Below are 22,086 nucleotides of genomic sequence, written 5' to 3' on the forward strand. Positions count from 1 at the left end.
GGCAACGCTAATAGACCACTAACAATTCAAGGAAAGGCCAAAGCCCCAGGAACACTGACAATAAGCGCCGAGCAGGCAATCCCCCGCCCGAACGGGCTTAAGCAAACGTATCGACCAACCCAACAGTCCGCCGAACGGCAACATTAGCAACACTAGAGTCAGAATCCGAACCACCGGCGTCGCCTGCATAACCCCCAGCACCGCGCGCCCCAGAGCGCCCCGAATCTGCGCTCTGCTGCTGCCCGCCCTGCCGGGCAAACCCATCGCTAACACTAGCGCTCCCCAACCCGATACCGTTGGACTCCATCGCCTCGCGAAGCTTCGGCAACGCCGCCTCGACGGCCTCACGAACCTGCTGGTGTTGCGAAACAAACAACGCATGTGCATGGTTATCGGCAACCTGCAACACAACCTGTAGCGGCCCCAGATCCTTCGGATTCAAAGTCAGCTCGGCACTCTGCGAATGTGCATTCGACAAAAACACCACCTTCTGACTCAATGCATCTTCCCAATCCGTCGTGCCCACCTGCGGTGACAACGTATTCGCCGCTTCGGCCGCACCGGCATTACCCGTCGTCTGCACAGCCGCCGTCGTGTTCGCGGCGCTCGCCGCTGCCTGGCCAGCCGCCAGCGCCGCCGTCGCGGCATCGGACGCACTCTTGAAGGACGCCAGATCGTCAGCTTGCGCACCGCCGGCCGCAGCCGTCGCGCTCAGCGCGTCAGCCGCTGCCTTTGCTGCCGTCGAGGGATCCGCCATCGTTGTGGCCGCCGTCGTCAATGCAGTCTTGCTCGCGTTCGATCCCTTGCCGTCGCCGAACAAACCGGCCGCCAGTGTCTTGCCATCCGCCGTTCCGTTGAGTCCGTTGCTCGCGTCAGCACCCAAACCGTTCGCCGCCGTCGCCGCATTCGCCGCCGCGCCGCTCGCCAGTGCCTGCTGCGGAACCACGCCCTGGCCGCTCGCCAGCGCGGCAAGCGCCGCCTGCAAGGCGTCCTGCGCCGACTTTGAATCGGTCGCGCCCGTCTTTTTGCCCGTGGTGGTGCCCGTCGTCGGGTCCGTGCCTGTGCCGGGCAGCGTAGTCGCGGCGTCAGTCAGCGCCGTGGCGGGATCTGCCGTCGTCGGGTCGGTCGCGCTATTCGCGTTGGCCTGCGCTTGAGCCTGTGCTTGGGCAGCCGCAGCCGCTGCTGCCGTGGCGGCGTCGGTCTGCGTGGTCGTGTTGCCGGATTTCGCCGGCGTCGTGTTGGTCTGGTCGGTCGAGCTCTGCTGCGTATTGGCAGACGAAGTGGACGATGAACCCGACGATGAGCTGGATGAGGAAGCGCTCGTCGAGCTGCTGTTGTCCGTATTGCTGCTCGCGGCATCCTGGCTCTTCGTCGACGGATCGGGCGGCGGCGGTGCATCATGCACGCTCGACGAATCTGCCGAAGACGACGAATCGGACGCCGACGAAGAGGGCGGCGGAGAGAACGACGGAGTCGGCGGCGTGCTTGCGATCTGCGCGGCCGCGCTGTTTTGCAGGTCGATGCTCTGCTGCAAGGTTTGCGAGAACGGCTTGGCGTTCGCCGCAGCGGCCATCGCCGCATTGGTGGATGTGCTGCTGGCCGAGCCGAGCAGTGAGCCGATCTGTGAAAGAAGCGACATAGGGAATCCTGTCAATCCGTCAAACGGGGTGTTCGGTCAATCGAGGCGGTGCCCGGGCGCATCAGGCGCCTTCGACACGCATCCTCAGAATGCGGGCGGCGTGTTCGTCTGCATCGCGCTGGTCGCGCCGCGCCATGGTTTTTGCTTCGGCGGCTTCGCCGCGCGCCTGCAGCACTTCATACGAGCCGAGCTTCTGCTTCTGGCGTTGCCAGTCGGGCTTGGCAGCCTCGACGCGCGCATTGGCCGTCACCAGCAGATTGCGCTGCTGTTCGATGGCGGCGTCGAGTGTGTCAATAAATGCCTGGAAATTGCGCATGTTGCCGGCGGGCATGCCAGTCTGAGCGGTCGCCGTGAAACGCGCGTGATATTCGTCGCGGTACTGCACGAGCGAGTCGAGCTGCGACTGCACGTCGTTGCGTTCGCGCTGCGCGCGGCCCAGGCGTTGTGCGGCGGCGTCCACATCGTCCTGGGCGAGGCCGATGAGCGTTTTGATCGGAAAGTGTTTCGCCATCGTCAGCCTCCTTGGGCAAACAGAGCGTCCAGCATTTCGAGACTTGGTTCAAAGTTCGCGCATTCGCGAAAACCCTGCTGCAAAAACGCTTCCATCCGCGGATACAGCGCAATCGCCCGGTCCAGCAGCGCGTCGCGCCCGCTCGAATAGGCGCCGACGTTGATCAGATCGCGGTTGCGCTGATAGCGCGACAGCATCTGCTTGAACATACGCGTCTTCTCGAGATGGTTATCGTCGATCAGCGCGGTCATTGCCCGGCTAATCGAGGCTTCGATGTCGATCGCCGGATAGTGGCCGGCCTCGGCGAGCGAGCGCGACAGCACGATGTGGCCGTCGAGAATCGCGCGTGCGGAGTCGGCGATCGGGTCCTGCTGGTCGTCGCCTTCGGTCAGCACGGTGTAGAACGCGGTGATCGAACCGCCGCCCGCCGGGCCGTTGCCGGTCCGTTCGACGAGCGCCGGCAGCTTGGCGAACACCGAAGGCGGATACCCCTTGGTGGCGGGCGGCTCGCCCACGGCGAGTGCGATCTCGCGCTGCGCCATCGCGTAGCGGGTCAGCGAATCCATCAGCAGCAGCACGTGCTTGCCCTGATCGCGGAAATATTCGGCGAGCGAGGTCGAGTACGACGCGGCCTGCATCCGCAGGAGCGGCGAGACGTCGGCGGGCGCGGCGATCACCACCGAGCGCGCGAGACCTTCCTCGCCGAGAATCTGTTCGATGAATTCCTTCACTTCGCGGCCGCGTTCGCCGATCAGGCCGATCACGATCACCTCGGCGCTGGTGTAGCGCGCCATCGTGCCGAGCAGCACCGATTTACCGACGCCCGAACCGGCGAACAGGCCCATGCGCTGGCCGCGGCCCACGGTCAGGAGTGCGTTGATCGCGCGCACGCCGACGTCGAGCACCTTGTGAATCGGCTCGCGGTTCAGCGGGTTGATGACCGGTGAGGAGAGCGGCGCATCGGCGTGCGCGCCGAGCGGGCCGAGGCCGTCGAGTGGGCGGCCCGATGCATCCAGCACGCGGCCGAGCAATTCCCAGCCGACCGGCAGGCGCTTCGCGCCCGCCATCGGATCGGCGATCGGCGCGCTTTCGAGCGGATACACGCGTGCGCCGGGCAAGAGGCCGATCACTTCGGTGGTCGGCATCAGAAACAGTTTGTCGCCGGAGAAGCCGACCACTTCGGCTTCGGCCATCGCCAGCGAACTGCCGAATGGCAGCTCGATCATCACTTCGGCGCCCACCGACAGGCGCAGACCGACCGCTTCGAGCACCAGGCCGGCGGCGCGCGTCAAACGTCCGCAGGCGCGCATCGGCTTGGCGATTGCGTTGCGGGCGCGCAGCGCGTCGAGCCGGCCGCGCCAGGCTTGCATGTGCGGATTGCTGTCGAGGGCAGGATCGTACGGGGCAGGGGCGGGAGGGGGTGAAGCGGGATTCGAAGAAACGGCGGATTCGCGGCTCGCCGCAACGCCCTTCGCCGGGTGCCCATGAGCGGGATCGCGCAGCGCGGCGTCGATCGCGGCGACGGCAGCCGCCGCGGGCGTCACCGCGGCCGGCACATCCGCCAACGCCTCGGCGCCGAACGACGCCAGTGCCAGCTCGCGTTCGAGCGGCGTCAGATCGCTGGCGCGGATCTCTTCGAGTGTCGGCTTCACCATGTGCTCACCTTGCCGAGTGCGGCGGCGACGCGCTCCCAGCGCGTGTCGATGCCGGCGTCGACTTCACCGGTGCCGGCTTGCGCGCGGCAGCCGCCGCGTTCGACCGACGGATCGGTACGCACGGTCCAGCCGCGCGTTTGCAGCTCTTCCATCAGATAGGCTTCGACGACCGGCAGGTCGGCAGGGCTGACGATCAGCGCCGGCGCGCCGACCAGCGCCGGTTCGGTGGCCAGCACCTCGCGGGCGGCGGCAATCAGCGCGGTCGGATCGTGCTGCACGTGCTGGCGCACCACCTGTTGGGCGATGTCGAGCGCCAATGCGACCAGCGTTTCCGAGATCGCGCCTTGCGTGCCGTCGAGCGCTGCCTTGAAGGTTTCGGCGAGCGCGGCGAGGCGCGCCGCTTCTTCACGTGCTTCGCTTTGACCCTGCTCGAAACCCTGTGCGTGGCCTTGCTCGTAACCGGCCTGATAACCGAGCGCCTGCCCGGCCACGTGACCCGTCGCGATGCCCTGTGCATGCGCGGCGTCGCGCAGACGTTCGAGTTCGGCTTCGAACGCACCGTCGTCGACTTCGGGTGCGGGCGGCGCCGGCGGCACCGGATCGAACGAGGCCATCTCCCAGCGCTGGTAGGCCGAGAGGCGCTCCTTCGCTGCGGAGTTCTGATCAGACATACGCATCTTCCGCCTTGCCGCCTAGAACGATCTGGCCGCTTTCCGCCAGATTGCGCACGATCTGCAGGATGCGGCGTTGCTGCGTCTCGACTTCGGAGACGCGGACCGGGCCGCGCGCATCGAGGTCTTCGGCGAGCAGTTCGGCAGCACGCTGCGACATGTTCGACAGGAACTTCTGGCGCAGCGCGGGCGGCGCGCCCTTCAGCGAGATGATCAACGCCTCGGACTCGACTTCCTTCAGCAACAGCTGGATCGCGCGGTCTTCCAGATCGAGCAGGTTCTCGAACACAAACATCTGATCAATGATCTTCTGCGCGAGTTCCGCGTCGTATTGACGAACATTCTCGATGACGCCTTCTTCATGGTTGCTCGACATGAAATTGAGAATTTCGGCCGCCGTGCGGATGCCGCCCATCGGGCTGCGCTTGAGGTTGTCGCTGCCGGACAGGAGGCCCGTCAGCACGTCGTCGAGTTCGCGCAGCGCGGCCGGCTGGATGCCGTCGAGCGTGGCGATCCGCAGCAGCACGTCGTTACGCAGCCGCTCGGTGAAGCAGGCGACGATTTCCGAAGCCTGATCGCGGTCCAGGTGAACGAGAATGGTCGCGATGATCTGCGGGTGCTCGTTCTTGATGAGCTCGGCCACCGCCGCGGAGTCCATCCACTTGAGGCCTTCGATCCCGCTGGTATCGCTGCCCTGCAGAATCCGGTCGATGATCGCACCGGCCTTGTCGTCGCCGAGCGCCTTGGTCAGCACCGAGCGGATGTAGTCGCTCGAATCGAGCGAGAGAGCGGTGTGCTTCTCGGCCTCACGCACGAACTCCTGCAGGACCTCGTCGATCTGCTCGCGCGTGATGTTCTTCAGCGCGGCCATTGTCACGCCAATCTTCTGGACCTCACGCGGCCCGAGGAATTTGAACACCTGCGCGGCTTCTTCCTCGCCGATCGACATCAGCAGGAGCGCGCTCTTCATTACGCCTTCAGCGCTCATCGGACACCCAGTTTTTCACGACGGTTGCAACAATCTTCGGATCCTGGCGCGCGATGTTGCGCGCGAATTCCAGATTCCGTTCGTATTTGTGTTTCGAGTTTTCCAGCGCGAGCAATTCGTTGTCGCTTTCCAGTTCGGCGACGGTCGGCGCACCCGCACGCTCGGCGGCGGGGATGCCGTCCAGCAGCACCGGCTCGTCCGGCGACGGCAGCGCCGCGGCGGCAACCGGCTCCGGCGGCGGGAAAGCGCGGCGCAGCGCCGGCTTCACCATCACGAAGTAGAGGAACAGGGCGACTGCGGCGATGCCGAGGTAGGTCGCGATCTGCTTGGCAAGCGCGATCATGTCCGGCGTGCGCCACCACGGCAGATCGGCGTCCGGGTCGACGTCGGCGGTGAACGGGCTGTTGACCAGGTTGACGGAGTCGCCGCGCGCCTGATCGAAGCCCATCGCGTCTTTCACCAGCTGAGTGACCTGCGCGAGCTTGTCGGCAGTGACCGGTTGCATCGTCGCGTGGCCCTTGGCGTCCACCACCCGCAGATAGTTGACCACCACCGCCACCGACAGACGCTTGATGCCGCCCATCGGCTGCTCCAGATGCTGCACGGTCTTGTTCAGTTCGTAGTTGGTGGTCGAATCCTTGCGGTCGCTGACCGGCGTCGTGGTCACGCCGCTCGCGCCGTTGCTCGCCGTGATCGGCGCGGAGGCCGGTTGCGGCGGCTGGTTCGACAGCGCGCCCGGCACGCCGGAGGCCCCGGCTTGCGACATTTCGGTCGCGGTGCTCGTTTGCTGGCTGCGGATCGCCGACTGCTGCGGGTTGCCGTTCGGGCCGTAGTTTTCCGAGGTCTGCTCGGTGTGCGAGAAGTCGATGTCGGCGCTGACCTGCGAGTGCGCGTTGCCGGAACCGAACAGGGGCGACAGGATCGCGTCGATGCGTTGCTGCGTGTTGCGCTCGATCTGCTGGCGGTACTTGAGTTGCGAGGCGTCCAGACCGCTGCCGGTGGACGGCTGCGTGAGCAGGTTGCCGTCCTGGTCGAGGATGGTCACGCCCTTCACCGGCATATCCGGCACCGCCGAGGACACCATATGGGTGATCGCCAGCACCTGGCCTTCGTCGAGTGCGCGGCCCGGGTAGAGGTTGACCAGCACGGAAGCCGACGGCGCTTCCTTGTCGCGCACGAACACGGAAGGCTTCGGAATGGCCAGATGCACACGCGCCGACTTCACCGAGGAAATCGACTCGACCGTGCGTTCCAGTTCACCTTCGAGCGAACGCTGGTAATTGATCTGCTCGGCGAACTGGCTGATGCCGAACTTCTGGTTGTCCATCAGTTCGAAGCCGACCGAGCCGCTCTTGGGCAGGCCCTGCGAAGCCAGACGCAGACGCATTTCATGCACCTGCTCGGCCGGCACGAGGATCGCACCGCCGGCGTCGGAGAACTTATAGGGGATGTTGGCCGCCTGCAGCGCGGTGATGATGGCGCCGCCGTCGCGGTCCGACAGGTTGCTGTAGAGCACCTTGTAGTCCGGTGCGCGCGACCACAGGAACAGACCCGCGACGATGGCGACCAGCAGCGCGACCGCGAAAATCAGCGGCGCGCGCGGGTTGCCGCGCATTTGCGCGAGGCCTGACAGACGCTGGCCGAAGTTGCCGCCCAGGTTGCCCCCAAGGCCGCCGAGGTCCGCGGCACCGCCGGCCTGGCCGGTGCCGGCAGCACCGGCGCCGGGCTGCGCGCCGGCGAGGCCCATGCGGGCGTCGGGGTTGATCAAAGAGTTGGCTGACGAATCCATGCGTCGGGTATCTCCGGGATGCCTTTGCGTTCTGCCGCTTCTGCGCACCGAGGGTCGGCGGGCGTGCGGACAGAGACTTTCACCATTGAAATTATCCGCAGCGCGGCTCAACCCGATTGCTTGAATAGAGCCGGGTTTCCCCCCTAGTTTCGGGGCTTTCCCGGATGACCCACTGCTATGCTTTCGTTCAGATCGGTACGGTTTCTGGCATCCCGGTCGTCAATCCCTGGAGAGAACATGACTTTGCCCGTGAACGCGCTCTCGTCGGCGCTGCAACAGATGCAGTCGATGGCGGCGCAAGCGGCCGGCGGCAACACCCCGGTGGCCGAGCAGTCCGGCGCGGCGACGGCCGGCGGTTTCGCCTCGGCGCTGAAGGCCTCGTTGGACAAGATCAGCGGCGATCAGACCAAGGCGGCCGGCGAATCGCAGGCGTTCGAGCTCGGCGCGTCGAATGTCTCGCTGAACGACGTGATGGTCGACTCGCAGAAGGCCAACATCGGCTTCCAGTTCGGTCTGCAGGTGCGCAACAAACTGGTGTCGGCCTATAACGACATCATGCAGATGTCGGTGTAAGTGCCGCTCGGGCGGCAGGGCCGTTCCGCCCGCCCGAACGCATGCGCCCAGATGCAACGCTGTGTGGTTTCACGGCAGGACAGCCGGCCCGGCGCGCCCACGAGGCGCTTCGTGGCAGGCGGCCTTGCCACGCTCAGCGCGATATCGCCCCTTTCGGCCCCTTAATCCCCCTTACAACGGCCTAAAGCTTTCCCGCTGCCTATCCGATAACCAGATACAGGCAGAAATCCGGGTGCGGCAACGTGCACGGATGGGGTGCCGCGACCAACCGCAGTGCAAGAGAGGAGGAGCGCCGATGTTTTCCCCAGGACACTCTGGAGCCAATGCGTACGCGCGCGTCGGCGTCGAGACAGGGGTGATGGGCGCGAGTCCGCATCGTCTGATCGTGATGTTGTATCAGGGCGCCCGGCAGGCGATTGCGCAAGCGCGCATGCATGTGCAGCAAGGCAATGTGTCGGCGCGTGGTGAGGCGATCGGCAAGGCGATTCAGATCGTCGAAAGCGGGCTGCAACTATCGCTGAACCTTGAGGTGGGCGGCGAGATTGCAGAGCGGTTGGACGCGCTATATAGCTATATGTCGCGCCGGCTGCTCGAAGCCAATATAAAACAGAGCGAGGCGATGCTGGTCGAAGTCGACGGCCTGCTGGCGACACTCGAAGAGGCATGGATCGGGATCGCCCCGGAGATCGCGCGGATGGCAGCCCAGCCGGCCGCGGAAAGCATGAGATGACATCGAACGCAGAATATTTCGCCCGCTACGAGGCGATTGCAGCGATTTCCCGCCGCATGCTGACAGCTGCCCGGCGAGCCCTGTGGAATGATCTGGTCCACTTGCAGGAGGAATATCGGAATCTGGTGGACGCGTTGAAAGACGCGGAAGCCGGGGTCAGACTGGACGATGCGGAGCGCCTGCGCAAATACGCGCTGATCCGTCAGATTCTGGCCGACGACGCTGCGATCCGCGATCTGGCGAATCCGCGTATGGCCAATCTGTCGGCGCTGTTCGCCGGACGGCCGACTCGTGTGCTCAAGGAACTGTACGGGGCACGCTGAGTTTGCCCGCGAGCAAGGCGCTGGTTGAGTCCGCCTGACTGGATTTGAGCGCGTTGCTGCCAATGTGACCAAGGAATCGGTATGAACGGAATCGACGCGGTCGTCACTTCGCTGCTCGCGAACCGGGTCGACAGTCTGCTCAATCTCGCGCCGGGTAGTGCGACCGCCTCGCAGACCGGTGCGGCGGGCGTCGATACCGAGATTCTCAATACCACCCCCGTCGCGCCCCCCGCGCCAGCGCCGGCTTCCGCGCAAACCGCGCTGTCCGCCGTTGCGCTCACGCTTAATGCGATTGTGAATTCGGGCGGCGAGGCGACTCCGGCGGTGCTCGGGCAGTTGCCCATCTGGCCGGCCGCGCCGGCGCTCGACGTCGAAGGCGACGGCTTGTCGCTCTTCGATACGACAGCCACGCCTGCTGCTTCATCTGCCAATCCGAATACCGCCGCTACCACCGGTACCGCAGCCACCGCCAATGTGGCGGCGGCTCAGGTGCCGGTCGCCGCGCTCGCGGCCGCACTCCAACAGACGGTCGGCGATAGCGGCCTGTTCTACGAATCCCATCTCGCGCAATGGCTGGCCGGGCAGCGTCCGCCCGCAGCCCTCGCCAGCGAAGCGCAAAACAAGCTGGTGGCCGCCGCCGCGCAATTGCCGCTCGACTGGGCGAGCGACGCCGATCCGGCTTCTTCCTCGAACACGACAACCCGGCAGGGCACGGGCGCCGCGCCCAACGGTCCGGGCAACGGCGCGCCGGAAGGCAACGCGGCCGCCCGCGCGATGCCGTCGATCCAGACCGCGCAGGCCGCGCGCTTCGTGGCCGGCGAGGTGCTGGCAAGTTCTCTGTCCGAGCTGAACGGTCAGCCGGCGCACTCGAGCGTGCACAGTGCCGCGGCGCAACTGGCCGACGACGGGTCGTCGCAAAGCTCGCAATCGATGGCGGCCGCGGTTCATCCCGCGACCGTCCCTCTGGTGCGTCAGCAGCTCGATCTGCTTGCTACCGGGCAGTTTCGCTGGACCGGCGAAGCGTGGCCTGGCGCCAAGCTCGACTGGACCATCGAACAGGAAGGCGACGAATGGGACCGCAGCGGCGGCGGCACGGCGAGCGAGGACGGCCAGCCGTGGCGCACGCGGCTGACGCTGTCGCTGCCCACGCTCGGCACTGTGGATGCGGACCTGACGCTGACCGGCATGCGGCTGGTCGCGCGCGTGCAGGCGAGTCCTGCCGGCGCGGCGCGGCTGGCGGCGCAGGGTGAGAACTTTCGTCAGCGGCTCGCGGCAGCGGGTATCGAACTGAACGGATTGACGATTCGCGAGATCGGCGGCGGCATACCAGCGACCGCGGCGGGTGCTGCAGCTGCGGCGGCCGGGCAGGCGGCGGCGTCTGCTTATGCGCGTTCGGCGTCGGCGGCAGCGGCGGCCGCCGCGACCGATAAAGTGTCGGCGGGGCGCCGCACGGCGCGTGTCGCACGCCCGGGAGCCGCGCCGGTCGACGATTTCGATTGGGATATGTGATGAGCCGCAAACATCGCCGCAGCGCGGCCGCGCTCGTCTACGACGCACAAGGCAACGATCCCGCGCCACGCGTGATCGCCAAAGGCTACGGCATGCTGGCCGAGATGATCGTGCAGCGCGCCAAGGAAGCCGGCCTGTATGTGCACGAGGCGCCGGAAATGGTCTCGTTACTGATGCAGGTCGATCTCGATACGCGGATTCCGCCGCAGCTTTATCAGGCGGTGGCCGAGTTGCTCGCGTGGCTGCATCGGCTGGAAAGCGGGGCCGAGCATGCGCCTGAGGGCGGCGTCGCCGCCGCCGCGCAGGATGTCACGGATGTGGTCGCTACGGATATTGCGGATGCTTCGGGTGGGACGTCCAGGCGCTGAGTGCCCCGTCAAAACCTCATCATCAGCTTCAGCAGCGCATTCACCCGCTTGCCGTACGGCGGCGAGATCCATCCGCGCGCGTTCAGCCGCGCCTGCGTCAGCACCGGCTTCATCTTCGAGAAGGTCACGAAGCCTTCGTAACCGTGATACGCACCCATGCCGCTCGCACCGACGCCGCCGAACGGCAGGCTTTCGCACGCCAGATGCATCAGCGTTTCGTTGATCGCCATGCCGCCCGCGATGGTGTCGCGCGTGACGCGGTCGATGGTCGCACTGTCGTCGGCGTAGAGGTACAGCGCGAGCGGGCGGGGACGCGTGTTGATCCACGTGATCGCATCGTCGAGCGTGTCATAGGGGACGATCGGCAACAGCGGGCCGAAAATCTCCTCCTGCATCAGCGCGCTTTCATCCGGCGCATTCGTCACGGCGATCAGCGGAAAGCGGCGGCTTGCCTCATCGGGCGTGCTGTCGGTGAGCGTGTGCAGTTGCGCGCCGGCGGCCTGCGCTTCGTCGGCGAGACGTTGCAGCCGAGCGAAATGCCGCTCCGAGATGATCGATGTGTAGTCGAGGTTGCGCGCAAAGTCGGGGTACATCGTCGCCATCCGCGCGCGTGCCCGTTCGATGAACGCCTGCTCCTTGCCGCGCGGCACCAGCACATAGTCCGGCGCGACGCAGGTCTGGCCTGCGTTGAGCGTCTTGCCGGCGACGAGGTTATCCACGGCGTTGTCGAAGCGTGCGTGCTGACCGATGATCGCCGGCGACTTGCCGCCGAGTTCGAGCGTGACCGGTGTGAGATGTTCGGCGGCGGCGCGCATCACTTCATGGCCGACCTTGGTCGAGCCGGTGAATAGCAGATGGTCGAACGGTTGCGCGCTAAACGCGGCGGCCAATGCAGCATCGCCGTTCACTACGGCGACGTGGTCGCGCGAGAAGGTCTGACCGATCAGCTGTTCGAATAGCGCCGAGGTGCGCGGCGTCAACTCGGACATCTTGATGATGGCGCGGTTGCCGGCCGTCAGTGCGCTGATCAGCGGGCCGACTGCGAGCAGCACCGGATAATTCCACGGCACGATGATGCCGACCACGCCGAGCGGTTGCGGCACCACTTTCGCGCGCGCCGGCATCAGCCATTTGTTGGTGCTGCGGCGTTGCGCTTTCATCCACCGTTTGCCGTGTCTGAGCGCGGCGTCGATCTCACCCTTGATCAGCAGGAATTCGGCGAGCAGCACTTCCTGTTTCGCGCGATTGCCGAAGTCGGCGTTCATCGCGGCGGCGAGTGCGTCGCGGTTGTCGAGCATGACTTTGCGCAGCGCTTTCAGATGGCCGGCGCGCGCATCCCATGACGGATACGGCGCGCGCAAATACGCATGGCGTTGATCGCGCAGCAGCGCTTCGAGCGCGACGACTTCTGGCAAATCGTTCTTCATGTGTGTCCACTCCCTGATGGATAACGTGCGCGTTGGGTCGCGCTTATTGGTGTGTTGTGCTGTTCAAGCGGGAAATGCCCGCTCGATGATCGCGGCGTGATCGAACGTCGCCGGCAGCGTGCCGTACACCCGGCCGCTCTCGCCGCAGCCGTCGGCGAGACGCGTTGCGATGAAGGCGTCGGCGACTTCCGGCGGCGCGTGCTTCACCAGCAAGGTGGCCTGCGCGATCAGCACGATCTGCTGCGCGATCCGTCGCGCGGAGGCTTCGCGATGTTCGGCGGGCCCGTTGAGCGTGGCGGCGAGCTTGCCGAGCGCGGCGCTCAGAGCCGGGTGCCCTTGCGCATCCGCTTGCCACGCTGCGAACAGGGCCTGCGCCGCTTCGGGCTCGCGTTCCATGGCGCGCAGCACGTCGAGGCACATCACGTTGCCCGAGCCTTCCCAGATCGAATTCACGGGCGCTTCACGATAGAAGCGCGCCATCGGACCGGTTTCGACATAACCGTTGCCGCCCCACACTTCCATCGCCTCGCCGGTGAATTCCAGCGCGCGCTTGCAGACCCAGTACTTCGCCGCCGGCGTGACGATCCGGCGCCACGCGCGCTCGGCGGGCGCGGTCGACGATGCATCCGTCGACGCTTCGAAAGCGCGTGCTAGTCGCATGAACAGCACCGTCGCGGCTTCCGATTCCAGCGCCAGGTCGGCGAGCACATTGCGCATCAGCGGCTGATCGGCCAGTTGCCGGCCGAAGGCGCTGCGATGCCGTGCATGGTGGATCGCCTGCACCAGCGCCGCACGCATCAGGGCCGCGCTGCCGATCACGCAATCGAGCCGCGTGTAGTTCGCCATTTCGATGATGGTCGGCACGCCGCGGCCTTCGTCGCCGATCATGATGCCGAACGCGTCGAAGAATTCGACTTCGCTGCTGGCGTTCGAGCGGTTGCCGAGCTTGTCTTTCAGGCGCTGGATCTGCACGGCGTTCTTACTGCCGTCCGGCGCGAAACGCGGCACGTAGAAACACGACAGGCCTTCGTGATCGTCGGTGCGGGCGAGTACCAGATGCGCGTCGCATTGCGGCGCGGAGAAAAACCATTTGTGGCCGACAAGGCGATATTCGGCGCCACGGCCGCTGCCGCGCGTGGCATAGGCACGGGTCTGGTTGCTGCGCACGTCCGAGCCGCCTTGTTTCTCGGTCATGCCCATGCCGATCATCGCCGAGGTTTTTTGCGTGAGCGGAAGGTCGCGTGGATCGTGTTCGCGGGCGTAGAGCTTGTCGCGCAGTGTCTCGAACAAAGCCGGTTCGCGTTGCAATACCGGAATGCTCGCGAAGGTCATCGTCAGCGGGCAGAGGGAGCCGGATTCGAGTTGCGCGTGCAGGAAGTAGCCGGCGCAACGCGCGACCATGGCGCCGCTCTGCGGGTCCGAAAACGGCAACGCGTGCAGGCCTTCGCCGCGCAACAGCGACAGCAGCGTGTGCCACGAAGGGTGAAATTCGAGCGCGTCGATGCGTTCGCCGCGCGGGCTGTGCGTGACAAGTTCGGGCGCGTGGCGGTTCGCCAGTTCGGCAAGCGCGAGTGTCTCCGGCGTGGTGAGCGCTGCACCGTGCCGTAGCAGCGCCTCGCGATGCCACGCGGCGCCGTCGCGTTCGAGGGCGGCGGACAACGCCACGTCGCTCGCAAACAGGTTGTAATCCGCGAGCGGAGGCGCCTGATTTGTCACGTCGTGAGTGTGGCCGAAGCTGTGCCGTTCCATCTGCTGTCTCCGTTCGCCGGATGTACGCCGATCGTTAATCGACGCTGTGCTGTTTTATCGTGGCGTGTCGTACCGCACGCTTTGAGGACGGCGCACCGGGCGCCGTGTTTGAATGCCCTGCGCGGCGGCCTGACGGGCGCACGCGCGTCTTTCATCATAGGGTCGCGGGAGGGCTTTCGTTTAGAGGGATCGCTCTGACACGAACCCGCCGTCGCAACCGAACGCTCCCTACAATGCCGTTAAAACACACGTAGACAAGTGTGTACTAGACAGGGTCCGCGAGCAACGCGGCCCCAATTGGAGGAGCGGATGCAATACGACTACATCATCGTCGGTGCGGGCTCAGGCGGCTGCTCGCTCGCGAGCCGTCTCGCGGATAGCTGTCCGGACGCCACGATTGCCCTGATCGAAGCCGGTCCGCATACGGACCGAAATCTGTTCGTGAACATGCCGGTGGGGGTGGCGGCCGTCGTGCCGCACAAACTCAAAACCAACTACGGCTATCTGACGACGCCTCAGCCGGGGCTCGCCGGCCGCCAGGGCTATCAGCCGCGTGGGCGCGGCTTCGGCGGATCGAGCGCGATCAACGCGATGATCTACACGCGCGGCCATCCGCTCGATTACGACGAATGGGCGCAGCTCGGCTGCGAAGGCTGGTCGTGGGCCGACGTGCTGCCGTATTTTCGGCGCGCGGAGGGCAACGAGCGCGGCGCCGACGCATGGCATGGCGCGGACGGCCCGCTGACGGTGTCCGATCTGCGCTATCGCAATCCGTTTTCGAAGCGTTTCGTGCAGGCCGCGATCGAAGCCGGTTACAAATCGAACAGCGACTTCAACGGCGCGGACCAGGAAGGCATCGGCTTCTACCAGGTGACGCAGCGCGACGGACGGCGCTGCAGTGTTGCGCGCGCCTATATCTATGACCGCGCGCGCCCCAATCTGCATACGATCGCCGATGCGACGGTGCTGCGCGTGACCTTCGACGGCAAGCGCGCGAGCGGCGTCGAGATTGTGCGCGGCGGCCGTACCGAAACGCTGGAAGCGCGTGCCGAAGTGGTGCTGGCCGCGGGTGCGTTCAATTCACCGCAACTGCTGATGTGCTCGGGCATCGGGCCGGCCGCGCATCTGCAGTCGCTCGGCATTGCCGTGCTGCACGATGCACCCGAGGTCGGCCAGAACCTGATCGACCACGTCGACTTCACGATCAACAAACGGGTGTCGTCGATCGAGCCGACCGGCTTTTCGATTCGCGGCATTGCGCGGATGCTGCCGCAGTTCGTGACCTTCATGCGGCATGGGAAGGGCATGCTGTCGAGCAATGTCGCCGAAGCGGGCGGCTTTCTTAGGAGCCGGCCGACACTCGATCGACCGGACCTGCAACTGCATTTCTGCGCGGCGATCGTCGACGACCACAACCGCCATATGCACTGGGGCCACGGTTATTCGCTGCACGTCTGCGTGCTGCGGCCGCATAGCCGCGGCGCGGTGACGCTCGCGAGCGCCGACGCGCGCACCGCGCCCGTGATCGATCCGCGGTTTTTCAGCGACTCGCGCGATCTCGACCTGCTGGTGGAGGGCGCGCAGATGGCGCGGCGCATTCTCGACGCGCCGTCGCTCGCGCTGCATGGCGGCAAGGAGCTGTACACGCATGTCGGCCAGACCGAGGAGGAATTGCGCCGGACCATCGCCGAGCATGCCGACACGATCTACCACCCGGTGGCAACGTGCCGGATGGGTGGCGATGCGCAATCGGTGGTCGATCCGCAATTGCGCGTGCGCGGCGTGACGGGGCTGCGGATCGTCGATGCCTCCGTGATGCCGACGCTGATCGGCGGAAACACGAATTCGCCCACGGTGATGATCGGTGAGCGCGCGGCCGAACTGATCGCGGCGAGCCGGCGTGAAGGGCAAACGGCGTCGGCGATGAAGTCGACCGGCGTCACCGGCGTGGCGGCTTGATCGGACATCAATTTTCTTAATCTGGGTCGCAAATATAAGAATATTTAGGCGAACGTCGGCTAATTCGTCATAAATTGTGTCGTTTCGTTTATGAGATTTCCCCAAACCTATAATCGCGCCGCGAAAAAGGACGCGTCAGGTGATGCGTTCGGGAAATCAAGGAAGCGAAGCGATGAGTATCAATGTGATTCAGCTGATTCAGTCCGCGTTGACGGACGGTGTCGTGCGACAGATGGCGGCCCGCTTCGGGCTGCCGCCGGACGCGACCCAGAAGGTGCTTGCAACAACCGGCCCGGCGCTGGTGGCCGGTCTGATGCAGAAGGGCGCGACGCTCGATGGCGCGCGTTCGCTGTTCGCAACGATTCTCTTGCCTGAGGTGAACGGCCACATCGCCGAGCAGTTGCCGCAACTGCTCGGTACCACTACCGGCGTGAGCCAGCTGGAAGGCGTGGGGCGGCAATTGCTCGAGCGCGCATTCGATCGCCGCGTCGACACGCTCAGCGACGAGGTGGCCACCCAAACCGGCGTCCCGGCGCATGCAACGCACGCCATGACGGGCATCGTCGGCGCTACGTTGCTGGGTTTGCTGAAGCGGCATTTTCTCGAAGGTCGGGGCAATGTCGGCCAGTTGCCGACGCTGCTCGGCCATCAACTGCCGGCCATTGCGCCGTACCTGAATGATCGTCTGATGGCAGGCCTTGGGCTGAGCGGACTCGGCGCGTTCACCGGCAATATTCTGTCGCAGCTGAAAGCGGTCTCGGCGCACATCGATCATCCGACGCCTGCTGCCAAACCCGTGGCCGAAGCCATGTCGAGCATCCGCGTGCCGGCCGACGCGGTGGTGCGCGAAGAGCGCCGTCCGCGCAAGTGGGTGTGGTGGCTGCTCGCGGCGATTGCTGCGGTGCTGGCTTTCCTGTTCCTGCGTGGTTGCCATAGCGAGCAACGAGGCGAACAAAGCGGTGAGCGCAGTAGTGCGGAAGCCGCGGCAACGGTGCAGCCCGCTTCCGCATCGGCTGGGGCTTCGGCCGTCGCGCCCGCGGCCGCTGATGTCGCTGCTTCGACGCCTGCCGCCAGTGCCGTCGCAGCAAGCGCCGCCAGCGACACGCAGCAACCTGCCGCCGCGCCCGCGCCGACCAAAGACAGCCAACTCAGCTTCACAGTCGACCCCGCCGGTAAGCCGACGCTCACCGCCACGGTTGGCAGCGAAGCCGAAAAGACCCAACTAATCGACGCGCTGACAAAGCACTTCGGCGCTGACCGTTTCGTCGCGAACGTCACCGTCGATCAGGACACCAAGCAAGCCGACTGGCTCGTTCATCTGAATGGCCTGCTGCCGCTGATGGCATTGCCGGGCGCCGAGGTGAAAGTGGGTGGCGCGCACATCGAACTGAGCGGCAGCGCGGCAAACGCGAAGCTCGGCTGGCTCGACAAACTCAAATCTCTGTTCGGCGCCTCGTATCAGATCGGTTCGTTCAACGTCGAACAGGCGGTCGCCAACGCAACGGAAAACTTCCGCAGCGCGATCAAGGGCCTCCTCGCGCCGGATAGTTCGTGCGTGACAGCAGACGTGGTCAAGGTGCTGAACCTGCAGGTGATCAACTTCGCAAGCGCCGGTGCTCGCGTGCCGGCCTCGGCGCTGGAAGATCTGAATCAGTCGGCGCAAGTGTTGAATGCCTGCGCGCGTAACGGCAAGACGGCCAAGCTCGAAGTAGCCGGCTATTCGGACAATGTCGGCGGTGCACAAGGCAATCTGCAACTGTCGAAGAAGCGCGCCGAAGCGGTTCGCGCGTATCTCGTGAAGACGGGTGTGCCGGCGGATTCGCTGGTCGCGCAAGGTTATGGCGATGCGAATCCGGTCGCGAGCAACGACACGGCAAGCGGCCGTTTTGCCAATCGCCGCATCGAGTTTGTCGCGCAGCAGTAATGATGGAGCTTGGTAAGCCGTGAAGGTAAGTAAGTCTCTGAGATGCGCCTTGGCGCAGGCTCTCGAGGCGGACTTTTGAGCCAAGCCGTCAAGGTCGGCTTAGCTAGGAAGGCATGCCGTCCGGTCTGCACCGGGCGGCATGTCGTCACTTAGCCGGCCGCGTTTCCGGCGGCGGTGTTTGAACGGGCGCCGTGATGCCGGTCATGCCGATGCCCGGCCCCAGCATGAAATCGTCGCCGGCCTGACCCGGCAGCGTCTCGCGCGCTACCTCCAGCCACGCGCGCGCTGCGTGCGATAGATACCCATTGCGGCGCCAGCCGATTGCCATTTCCCACGGAATCTCCGGTTCCACCACGGGTCGGCAGGTGAACTGCGCCGCGTCGAGCCGCCGGCAGTACGGCGCCGGCAACAGCGCGATACCGACGCCGGCCAGCACCAGCGCCGCCATGAAATCCCAGTGTCCGCTTCGCCCGACGATGGTCGGCGCAAAGCCGGCGGTGCGGCACGCGTTCAGCACGACGTCGTTGAGCGCGAGGCTCTCGCCGTAAAACACGAATGGCTCGTTGGCGAGTTCGACGAGCGGCACTTCGTGCAGATCGTCCCAGCGCGAGCCGGTGCGGGCGACCAGCCACAGCAATTGCCGGGTCATTGGCAGCACCTCGATGTTTTCCGGATCGACCGGCTGTAACACGCCACCTAACTCCAGCTCGCCGTGGATCAGCGCGGTCTCAATCGCGCGCGAACCCTGCTCGAACAACTTCAGCTCGATTTTTGGGTAGCGCTGGCGGAAGGCGGCGATGGCCGGCGTGAACAGCGAGCCGCCCATCGGCGGAATGCCGATGGTCAGCTCGCCGCGGCCGAGCGTGTCGAGGTCATTCAACTCGGCCTGCAACTGCGCGTGCGCGGCCAGCACATCCTGACCGCGCTGATAGACGATCCGGCCGGCGTCGGTCAGCACCATCTGGCGCCCGTCGCGTAGCAGCAGCGGCGAGCCGATTTCGTCTTCCAGCGACTTGACCATCTTGCTGATGGTCGGCTGCGTGACGAACATCTGCTCGGCGGCGACAGTGAAGCTCTGTTGACGGACCACTTCGACGAAATATCGCAGCGCTCGTAGTTCCACGATCTCAGGCTCCAGAATTCCAATTTGGAATGACCCGAGCGATTGTAAGTCATCGTATTTATGTTGAGGGGCAAGCGAATGGCGCGCTTCGTGTCGGCGCCGTTTGCGCGCAGTGCGTTGGTCGGCACGGCCGCGCACGCCGCTTTTCCAGGATGGACCCGACGGGAAGCGGGCTACCATCGACGGTTCTCTACCGTTTGGCCCGCAGCGCCCGTTTCAATTCATGACGTCCATCTCGATCATCATTCCCTGCTACAACGGCGCGGCGACGCTCGGCCGTGCGCTCCAAAGTTGCCTGATTCAGCCGGAAGCCGCGCAGATCATCGTGGTGGACGACGGCTCGACCGATGCATCCGCCGATCTGGTCGCACACTACGGGCGTCTCGACGCACGCGTGTGCTTGCTGCAGATGCCGTACAACGGCGGCCCGGCTCGGGCGCGCAACTGGGGCGCGATGCGTGCGGCTCACGGTCTGCTTGCCTTCCTTGACGCCGACGATGAATACCTGCCCGGCGCGTTAGCCGCCGCGAGCGCGTTTCTCACGCAGAACCCGAATGAAGTGTCTGTACGGCTCGACGTCGAGTACACGGATTTTCCGGCAGAGCTCACGGGGCATGATGACTTCGCCCAGCACGCCGCGACGCTTAGCAATACGGTACCGAGCAGCCTGATCATCCGCCGCGCGGTATATGCCGCGCTCGGCGGCTTTCCGATGGACGACGCGTTCCGCCGCATCGGTGGCGAAGACGGCGCGTTTTCATGGGCTCTGCGCGACATTTTCGGCAACCGGCGTCTGGACGACGCGAAGCGCGTGCGTATGCATTACCACGCGGGCATTCACGCCGAACGCTATTTCCGTATCGCTCTTGGTTTGCAGACACCGGATCCCGCCGACGTGGCCGACGCATTTCGCTTTTCGAGGCAGTTTCTCGAAACCGCCCGCGCGGGCATCGAGCAGTTGCGCACGGCAAGCGTCGCTGCCGTGCCAGCCGCCTCTGCTCCCCAGAATCGCGCCGCGTAATCACCAGCCCGGCACCACCCCGAAGCCATCTCGATTTGCTACAATCGCCGTTCGTCTTCGAGGAGCGTTGCGACGGGTACCGCGAATCAGCATATTCGCCGGCCGCCCGCCAGGCTCGGAGGCTTCAATCGGAGGGCCAGGATGCGCATTGCGCTCCCATCCACCGCATCGAACCGCGCTCACGTCAAATTTCTAGTCAATTTTTTAGAAAGGAGGGCGTGATGAACGCCGCAGTTCTCGATTCAAAGCAAGATTTCCTCGTCGCCGATATGTCGCTTGCAGCCTGGGGCCGCAAGGAACTGAATATCGCTGAAACCGAAATGCCCGGCCTCATGCAGACGCGCGAGGAATACAAGAGCTCGCAGCCGCTGAAGGGTGCGCGTATTGCGGGTTCGCTGCACATGACGATTCAAACCGGCGTGCTGATCGAAACCCTGACGGCACTCGGCGCGGACGTGCGCTGGGCATCGTGCAACATCTTCTCGACGCAGGATCATGCAGCCGCCGCGATTGCGCAAGGCGGCGTGCCGGTGTTCGCGTTCAAGGGCGAATCGCTCGACGAATACTGGGAATTCTCGCACCGCATTTTCGAATGGCCGAATGGCGAGTTCGCCAACATGATCCTCGACGACGGCGGCGACGCCACGTTGCTGCTGATCCTCGGCTCGAAGGCTGAGAAAGACCGTTCGGTGATCTCGAAGCCGGAAAACGAAGAAGAAGTCGCGCTGTACAAGTCGATCGCCAAGCATCTCGACGCCGATCCGGTGTGGTACTCCACGCGTCTCGCGCACATCAAGGGCGTGACCGAAGAAACCACGACCGGCGTGCACCGTCTGTATCAGATGGAAAAGGAAGGGCGCCTGCCGTTCCCGGCCATCAACGTGAACGATTCGGTCACGAAGTCGAAATTCGACAACCTGTATGGCTGCCGCGAGTCGCTGGTCGACGGTATCAAGCGCGCAACCGACGTGATGATCGCGGGCAAGATCGCGGTTGTGGCGGGTTACGGCGACGTGGGCAAGGGTTGCGCGCAATCGTTGCGCGGTCTGGGCGCGACGGTGTGGGTCACGGAAATCGATCCGATCTGCGCGTTGCAGGCAGCGATGGAAGGCTATCGCGTCGTGACGATGGAATACGCGGCAGATAAGGCTGACATCTTCGTGACGGCAACGGGCAACTTCCACGTGATCGGCCACGATCATATGGCTGCCATGCGCAACAACGCGATTGTCTGCAACATCGGTCACTTCGATTCGGAAATCGACGTTGCGTCGACGCGTAAGTACCAGTGGGAAAACATTAAGCCGCAAGTCGACCACATCATTTTCCCGGACGGCAAGCGCGTCATCCTGCTGGCTGAAGGGCGTCTGGTGAATCTGGGTTGCGCAACGGGCCATCCGTCGTTCGTGATGTCGGCATCGTTTACGAACCAGACGATCGCGCAGATCGAACTGTTCGTGCACGGCGACAAGTATGAAAACAAGGTCTACGTGTTGCCGAAGCACCTTGATGAAAAGGTGGCGCGTCTGCATCTGGGCCGTATCGGCGCAGAACTGACGGTGCTGTCGGACTATCAGGCGAGCTATATCAGCGTCGACAAGAACGGTCCGTTCAAGCCGAACCACTACCGCTACTAAGTAGCATCAAGCGCGCGGGCGGTTTTAAAGCATGACAGTTTGACGGCGAGGCGGCGCGTAAGGCGCCGCTTTGTTCGCCATGCCCGCCCGTTTCCGTTCAAACGGACACCCTGCCAAAGGAGCTCTACATGACCGTGCTGCTGACCTGGCTGATCAACGCGCTTGCGCTCCTGATCATCACCTACCTCGTACCGTCGATTCATATCCGTAGTTTCGGCACCGCCTTGATCGTCGCGGTGGTGCTCGGATTGATCAATACGATCCTGCGTCCGGTGCTGATCCTGTTGACGCTGCCCGTCACGATCGTCACGCTCGGACTCTTCATTCTGGTGGTCAATGCGCTGTGCTTCTGGCTGTGCGCGTCGCTGCTGAAGGGATTCGAGGTGTCGGGTTTCTGGTCGGCCTTCTTCGGCTCGATTCTGTACAGCATCGTTTCCTGGCTGCTGTCCGCGCTTATTTTCGGCAACCGCAGTCTCGGTTGATCTACTGA

At 64.7% G+C, this 22,086-nt stretch carries 19 protein-coding genes and 1 riboswitch; of the genes, 10 read left to right on the plus strand and 9 right to left on the minus strand.

Features of this window, described 5'->3' with window-relative positions; all coding sequences use genetic code 11:
- Window positions 1-97 precede the first annotated feature (97 nt).
- From M0D66_RS35905 to fliF, 6 genes are all read right to left on the minus strand, one after another.
- Window positions 98-1,639 (minus strand): flagellar hook-length control protein FliK, encoded by a 1,542-nt coding sequence (locus M0D66_RS35905; RefSeq protein ID WP_266212740.1) that lies wholly within the window; start codon window positions 1,637-1,639, stop codon window positions 98-100.
- A gap of 61 nt (window positions 1,640-1,700) precedes the next feature.
- Window positions 1,701-2,150, minus strand: coding sequence for a flagellar export protein FliJ (gene fliJ / locus M0D66_RS35910; protein WP_093640896.1), 450 nt, complete (start codon window positions 2,148-2,150; stop codon window positions 1,701-1,703).
- Between the two features lie 2 nt (window positions 2,151-2,152).
- On the minus strand, window positions 2,153-3,805 hold the full coding sequence (fliI, locus tag M0D66_RS35915; protein WP_266212741.1) for a flagellar protein export ATPase FliI: 1,653 nt from the start codon (window positions 3,803-3,805) through the stop codon (window positions 2,153-2,155).
- The gene (gene fliH, locus M0D66_RS35920; RefSeq protein ID WP_208620711.1) at window positions 3,799-4,482 is read right to left on the minus strand and encodes a flagellar assembly protein FliH; all 684 of its coding nucleotides are present in this window, start codon (window positions 4,480-4,482) and stop codon (window positions 3,799-3,801) included. The genes fliI and fliH overlap by 7 nt, the downstream gene beginning before the upstream one ends.
- On the minus strand, window positions 4,469-5,464 hold the full coding sequence (gene fliG, locus M0D66_RS35925; protein WP_093640905.1) for a flagellar motor switch protein FliG: 996 nt from the start codon (window positions 5,462-5,464) through the stop codon (window positions 4,469-4,471). Before fliG ends, fliH begins: the two co-directional genes overlap by 14 nt.
- A complete protein-coding gene (gene fliF / locus M0D66_RS35930) occupies window positions 5,454-7,253 on the minus strand; it encodes a flagellar basal-body MS-ring/collar protein FliF (protein ID WP_093640908.1) in 1,800 nt (599 codons plus the stop codon). Before fliF ends, fliG begins: the two co-directional genes overlap by 11 nt.
- A 237-nt stretch (window positions 7,254-7,490) precedes the next feature.
- On the opposite strand from fliF, the gene fliE reads away from it, so the two are divergent.
- The 5 genes from fliE (at window position 7,491) to M0D66_RS35955 (ending at window position 10,756) form a co-directional block, all read left to right on the plus strand.
- Window positions 7,491-7,826, plus strand: coding sequence for a flagellar hook-basal body complex protein FliE (fliE, locus tag M0D66_RS35935; RefSeq protein WP_093640911.1), 336 nt, complete (start codon window positions 7,491-7,493; stop codon window positions 7,824-7,826).
- Between the two features lie 295 nt (window positions 7,827-8,121).
- On the plus strand, window positions 8,122-8,556 hold the full coding sequence (gene fliS / locus M0D66_RS35940) for a flagellar export chaperone FliS (protein ID WP_093640913.1): 435 nt from the start codon (window positions 8,122-8,124) through the stop codon (window positions 8,554-8,556).
- Window positions 8,553-8,879, plus strand: a complete 327-nt coding sequence (locus M0D66_RS35945) for a flagellar protein FliT (protein ID WP_093640916.1) — start codon at window positions 8,553-8,555, stop codon at window positions 8,877-8,879. Before fliS ends, M0D66_RS35945 begins: the two co-directional genes overlap by 4 nt.
- Window positions 8,880-8,960: 81 nt before the next feature.
- Window positions 8,961-10,388: a flagellar hook-length control protein FliK gene (locus M0D66_RS35950; RefSeq protein ID WP_266212743.1), complete on the plus strand. Its 1,428-nt coding sequence runs from the start codon at window positions 8,961-8,963 to the stop codon at window positions 10,386-10,388.
- Complete coding sequence (locus M0D66_RS35955; RefSeq protein WP_200565229.1) at window positions 10,388-10,756, plus strand: EscU/YscU/HrcU family type III secretion system export apparatus switch protein; 369 nt, start codon at window positions 10,388-10,390, stop codon at window positions 10,754-10,756. The genes M0D66_RS35950 and M0D66_RS35955 overlap by 1 nt, the downstream gene beginning before the upstream one ends.
- A gap of 8 nt (window positions 10,757-10,764) precedes the next feature.
- On the opposite strand, the gene M0D66_RS35960 is transcribed toward M0D66_RS35955, so the two are convergent.
- Both M0D66_RS35960 and M0D66_RS35965 read right to left on the minus strand, forming a co-directional pair.
- Window positions 10,765-12,183, minus strand: coding sequence for a coniferyl aldehyde dehydrogenase (locus M0D66_RS35960; protein WP_256455902.1), 1,419 nt, complete (start codon window positions 12,181-12,183; stop codon window positions 10,765-10,767).
- A gap of 63 nt (window positions 12,184-12,246) precedes the next feature.
- The gene (locus M0D66_RS35965) at window positions 12,247-13,932 is read right to left on the minus strand and encodes an isovaleryl-CoA dehydrogenase (RefSeq protein WP_266212744.1); all 1,686 of its coding nucleotides are present in this window, start codon (window positions 13,930-13,932) and stop codon (window positions 12,247-12,249) included.
- A gap of 309 nt (window positions 13,933-14,241) precedes the next feature.
- Between M0D66_RS35965 and M0D66_RS35970 the strand changes: the two genes are divergently transcribed.
- Together M0D66_RS35970 and M0D66_RS35975 are read left to right on the plus strand one after the other, a co-directional pair.
- Entirely contained in the window at window positions 14,242-15,891 is a 1,650-nt protein-coding gene (locus M0D66_RS35970) for a GMC family oxidoreductase (protein ID WP_266212745.1), read from the plus strand.
- 172 nt (window positions 15,892-16,063) lie between these two features.
- On the plus strand, window positions 16,064-17,815 hold the full coding sequence (locus tag M0D66_RS35975; RefSeq protein WP_266212746.1) for an OmpA family protein: 1,752 nt from the start codon (window positions 16,064-16,066) through the stop codon (window positions 17,813-17,815).
- Window positions 17,816-17,960: 145 nt separating this feature from the next.
- Here M0D66_RS35975 and M0D66_RS35980 read toward each other — a convergent pair whose 3' ends face one another.
- Window positions 17,961-18,938: a LysR family transcriptional regulator gene (locus tag M0D66_RS35980; protein ID WP_200622485.1), complete on the minus strand. Its 978-nt coding sequence runs from the start codon at window positions 18,936-18,938 to the stop codon at window positions 17,961-17,963.
- A gap of 223 nt (window positions 18,939-19,161) precedes the next feature.
- Here M0D66_RS35980 and M0D66_RS35985 point away from each other — a divergent pair, with 223 nt between their 5' ends.
- The 3 genes from M0D66_RS35985 to M0D66_RS35995 all read left to right on the plus strand — a co-directional run bounded on the left by M0D66_RS35985 (window position 19,162) and on the right by M0D66_RS35995 (window position 22,078).
- Complete coding sequence (locus M0D66_RS35985) at window positions 19,162-19,959, plus strand: glycosyltransferase family A protein (protein ID WP_266212747.1); 798 nt, start codon at window positions 19,162-19,164, stop codon at window positions 19,957-19,959.
- 53 nt (window positions 19,960-20,012) lie between these two features.
- Window positions 20,013-20,147: riboswitch (S-adenosyl-L-homocysteine riboswitch) on the plus strand.
- A gap of 33 nt (window positions 20,148-20,180) precedes the next feature.
- Window positions 20,181-21,596: an adenosylhomocysteinase gene (gene ahcY / locus M0D66_RS35990; RefSeq protein ID WP_093640940.1), complete on the plus strand. Its 1,416-nt coding sequence runs from the start codon at window positions 20,181-20,183 to the stop codon at window positions 21,594-21,596.
- A 128-nt stretch (window positions 21,597-21,724) separates the two neighbouring features.
- Window positions 21,725-22,078: a phage holin family protein gene (locus M0D66_RS35995; RefSeq protein WP_054040830.1), complete on the plus strand. Its 354-nt coding sequence runs from the start codon at window positions 21,725-21,727 to the stop codon at window positions 22,076-22,078.
- Window positions 22,079-22,086 lie beyond the last annotated feature (8 nt).

The sequence above is a fragment of the Paraburkholderia sp. SECH2 genome (assembly GCF_030464795.1).
Classification (GTDB): Bacteria; Pseudomonadota; Gammaproteobacteria; order Burkholderiales; family Burkholderiaceae; genus Paraburkholderia; species Paraburkholderia aspalathi.

Coding starts and splice junctions, on each gene's coding strand:
- M0D66_RS35905 (WP_266212740.1), bottom strand. CDS start 1,639: ATGTCGCTTCTTTCACAGATCGGCTCACTGCTCGGCTCGGCCAGCAGC.
- M0D66_RS35975 (WP_266212746.1), top strand. CDS start 16,064: ATGAGTATCAATGTGATTCAGCTGATTCAGTCCGCGTTGACGGACGGT.
- M0D66_RS35970 (WP_266212745.1), top strand. CDS start 14,242: ATGCAATACGACTACATCATCGTCGGTGCGGGCTCAGGCGGCTGCTCG.
- fliG (WP_093640905.1), bottom strand. CDS start 5,464: ATGAGCGCTGAAGGCGTAATGAAGAGCGCGCTCCTGCTGATGTCGATC.
- fliF (WP_093640908.1), bottom strand. CDS start 7,253: ATGGATTCGTCAGCCAACTCTTTGATCAACCCCGACGCCCGCATGGGC.
- M0D66_RS35955 (WP_200565229.1), top strand. CDS start 10,388: ATGAGCCGCAAACATCGCCGCAGCGCGGCCGCGCTCGTCTACGACGCA.
- fliH (WP_208620711.1), bottom strand. CDS start 4,482: ATGCGTATGTCTGATCAGAACTCCGCAGCGAAGGAGCGCCTCTCGGCC.
- M0D66_RS35960 (WP_256455902.1), bottom strand. CDS start 12,183: ATGAAGAACGATTTGCCAGAAGTCGTCGCGCTCGAAGCGCTGCTGCGC.
- M0D66_RS35950 (WP_266212743.1), top strand. CDS start 8,961: ATGAACGGAATCGACGCGGTCGTCACTTCGCTGCTCGCGAACCGGGTC.
- M0D66_RS35945 (WP_093640916.1), top strand. CDS start 8,553: ATGACATCGAACGCAGAATATTTCGCCCGCTACGAGGCGATTGCAGCG.
- M0D66_RS35995 (WP_054040830.1), top strand. CDS start 21,725: ATGACCGTGCTGCTGACCTGGCTGATCAACGCGCTTGCGCTCCTGATC.
- M0D66_RS35985 (WP_266212747.1), top strand. CDS start 19,162: ATGACGTCCATCTCGATCATCATTCCCTGCTACAACGGCGCGGCGACG.
- fliJ (WP_093640896.1), bottom strand. CDS start 2,150: ATGGCGAAACACTTTCCGATCAAAACGCTCATCGGCCTCGCCCAGGAC.
- fliS (WP_093640913.1), top strand. CDS start 8,122: ATGTTTTCCCCAGGACACTCTGGAGCCAATGCGTACGCGCGCGTCGGC.
- fliE (WP_093640911.1), top strand. CDS start 7,491: ATGACTTTGCCCGTGAACGCGCTCTCGTCGGCGCTGCAACAGATGCAG.
- ahcY (WP_093640940.1), top strand. CDS start 20,181: ATGAACGCCGCAGTTCTCGATTCAAAGCAAGATTTCCTCGTCGCCGAT.
- M0D66_RS35965 (WP_266212744.1), bottom strand. CDS start 13,932: ATGGAACGGCACAGCTTCGGCCACACTCACGACGTGACAAATCAGGCG.
- fliI (WP_266212741.1), bottom strand. CDS start 3,805: ATGGTGAAGCCGACACTCGAAGAGATCCGCGCCAGCGATCTGACGCCG.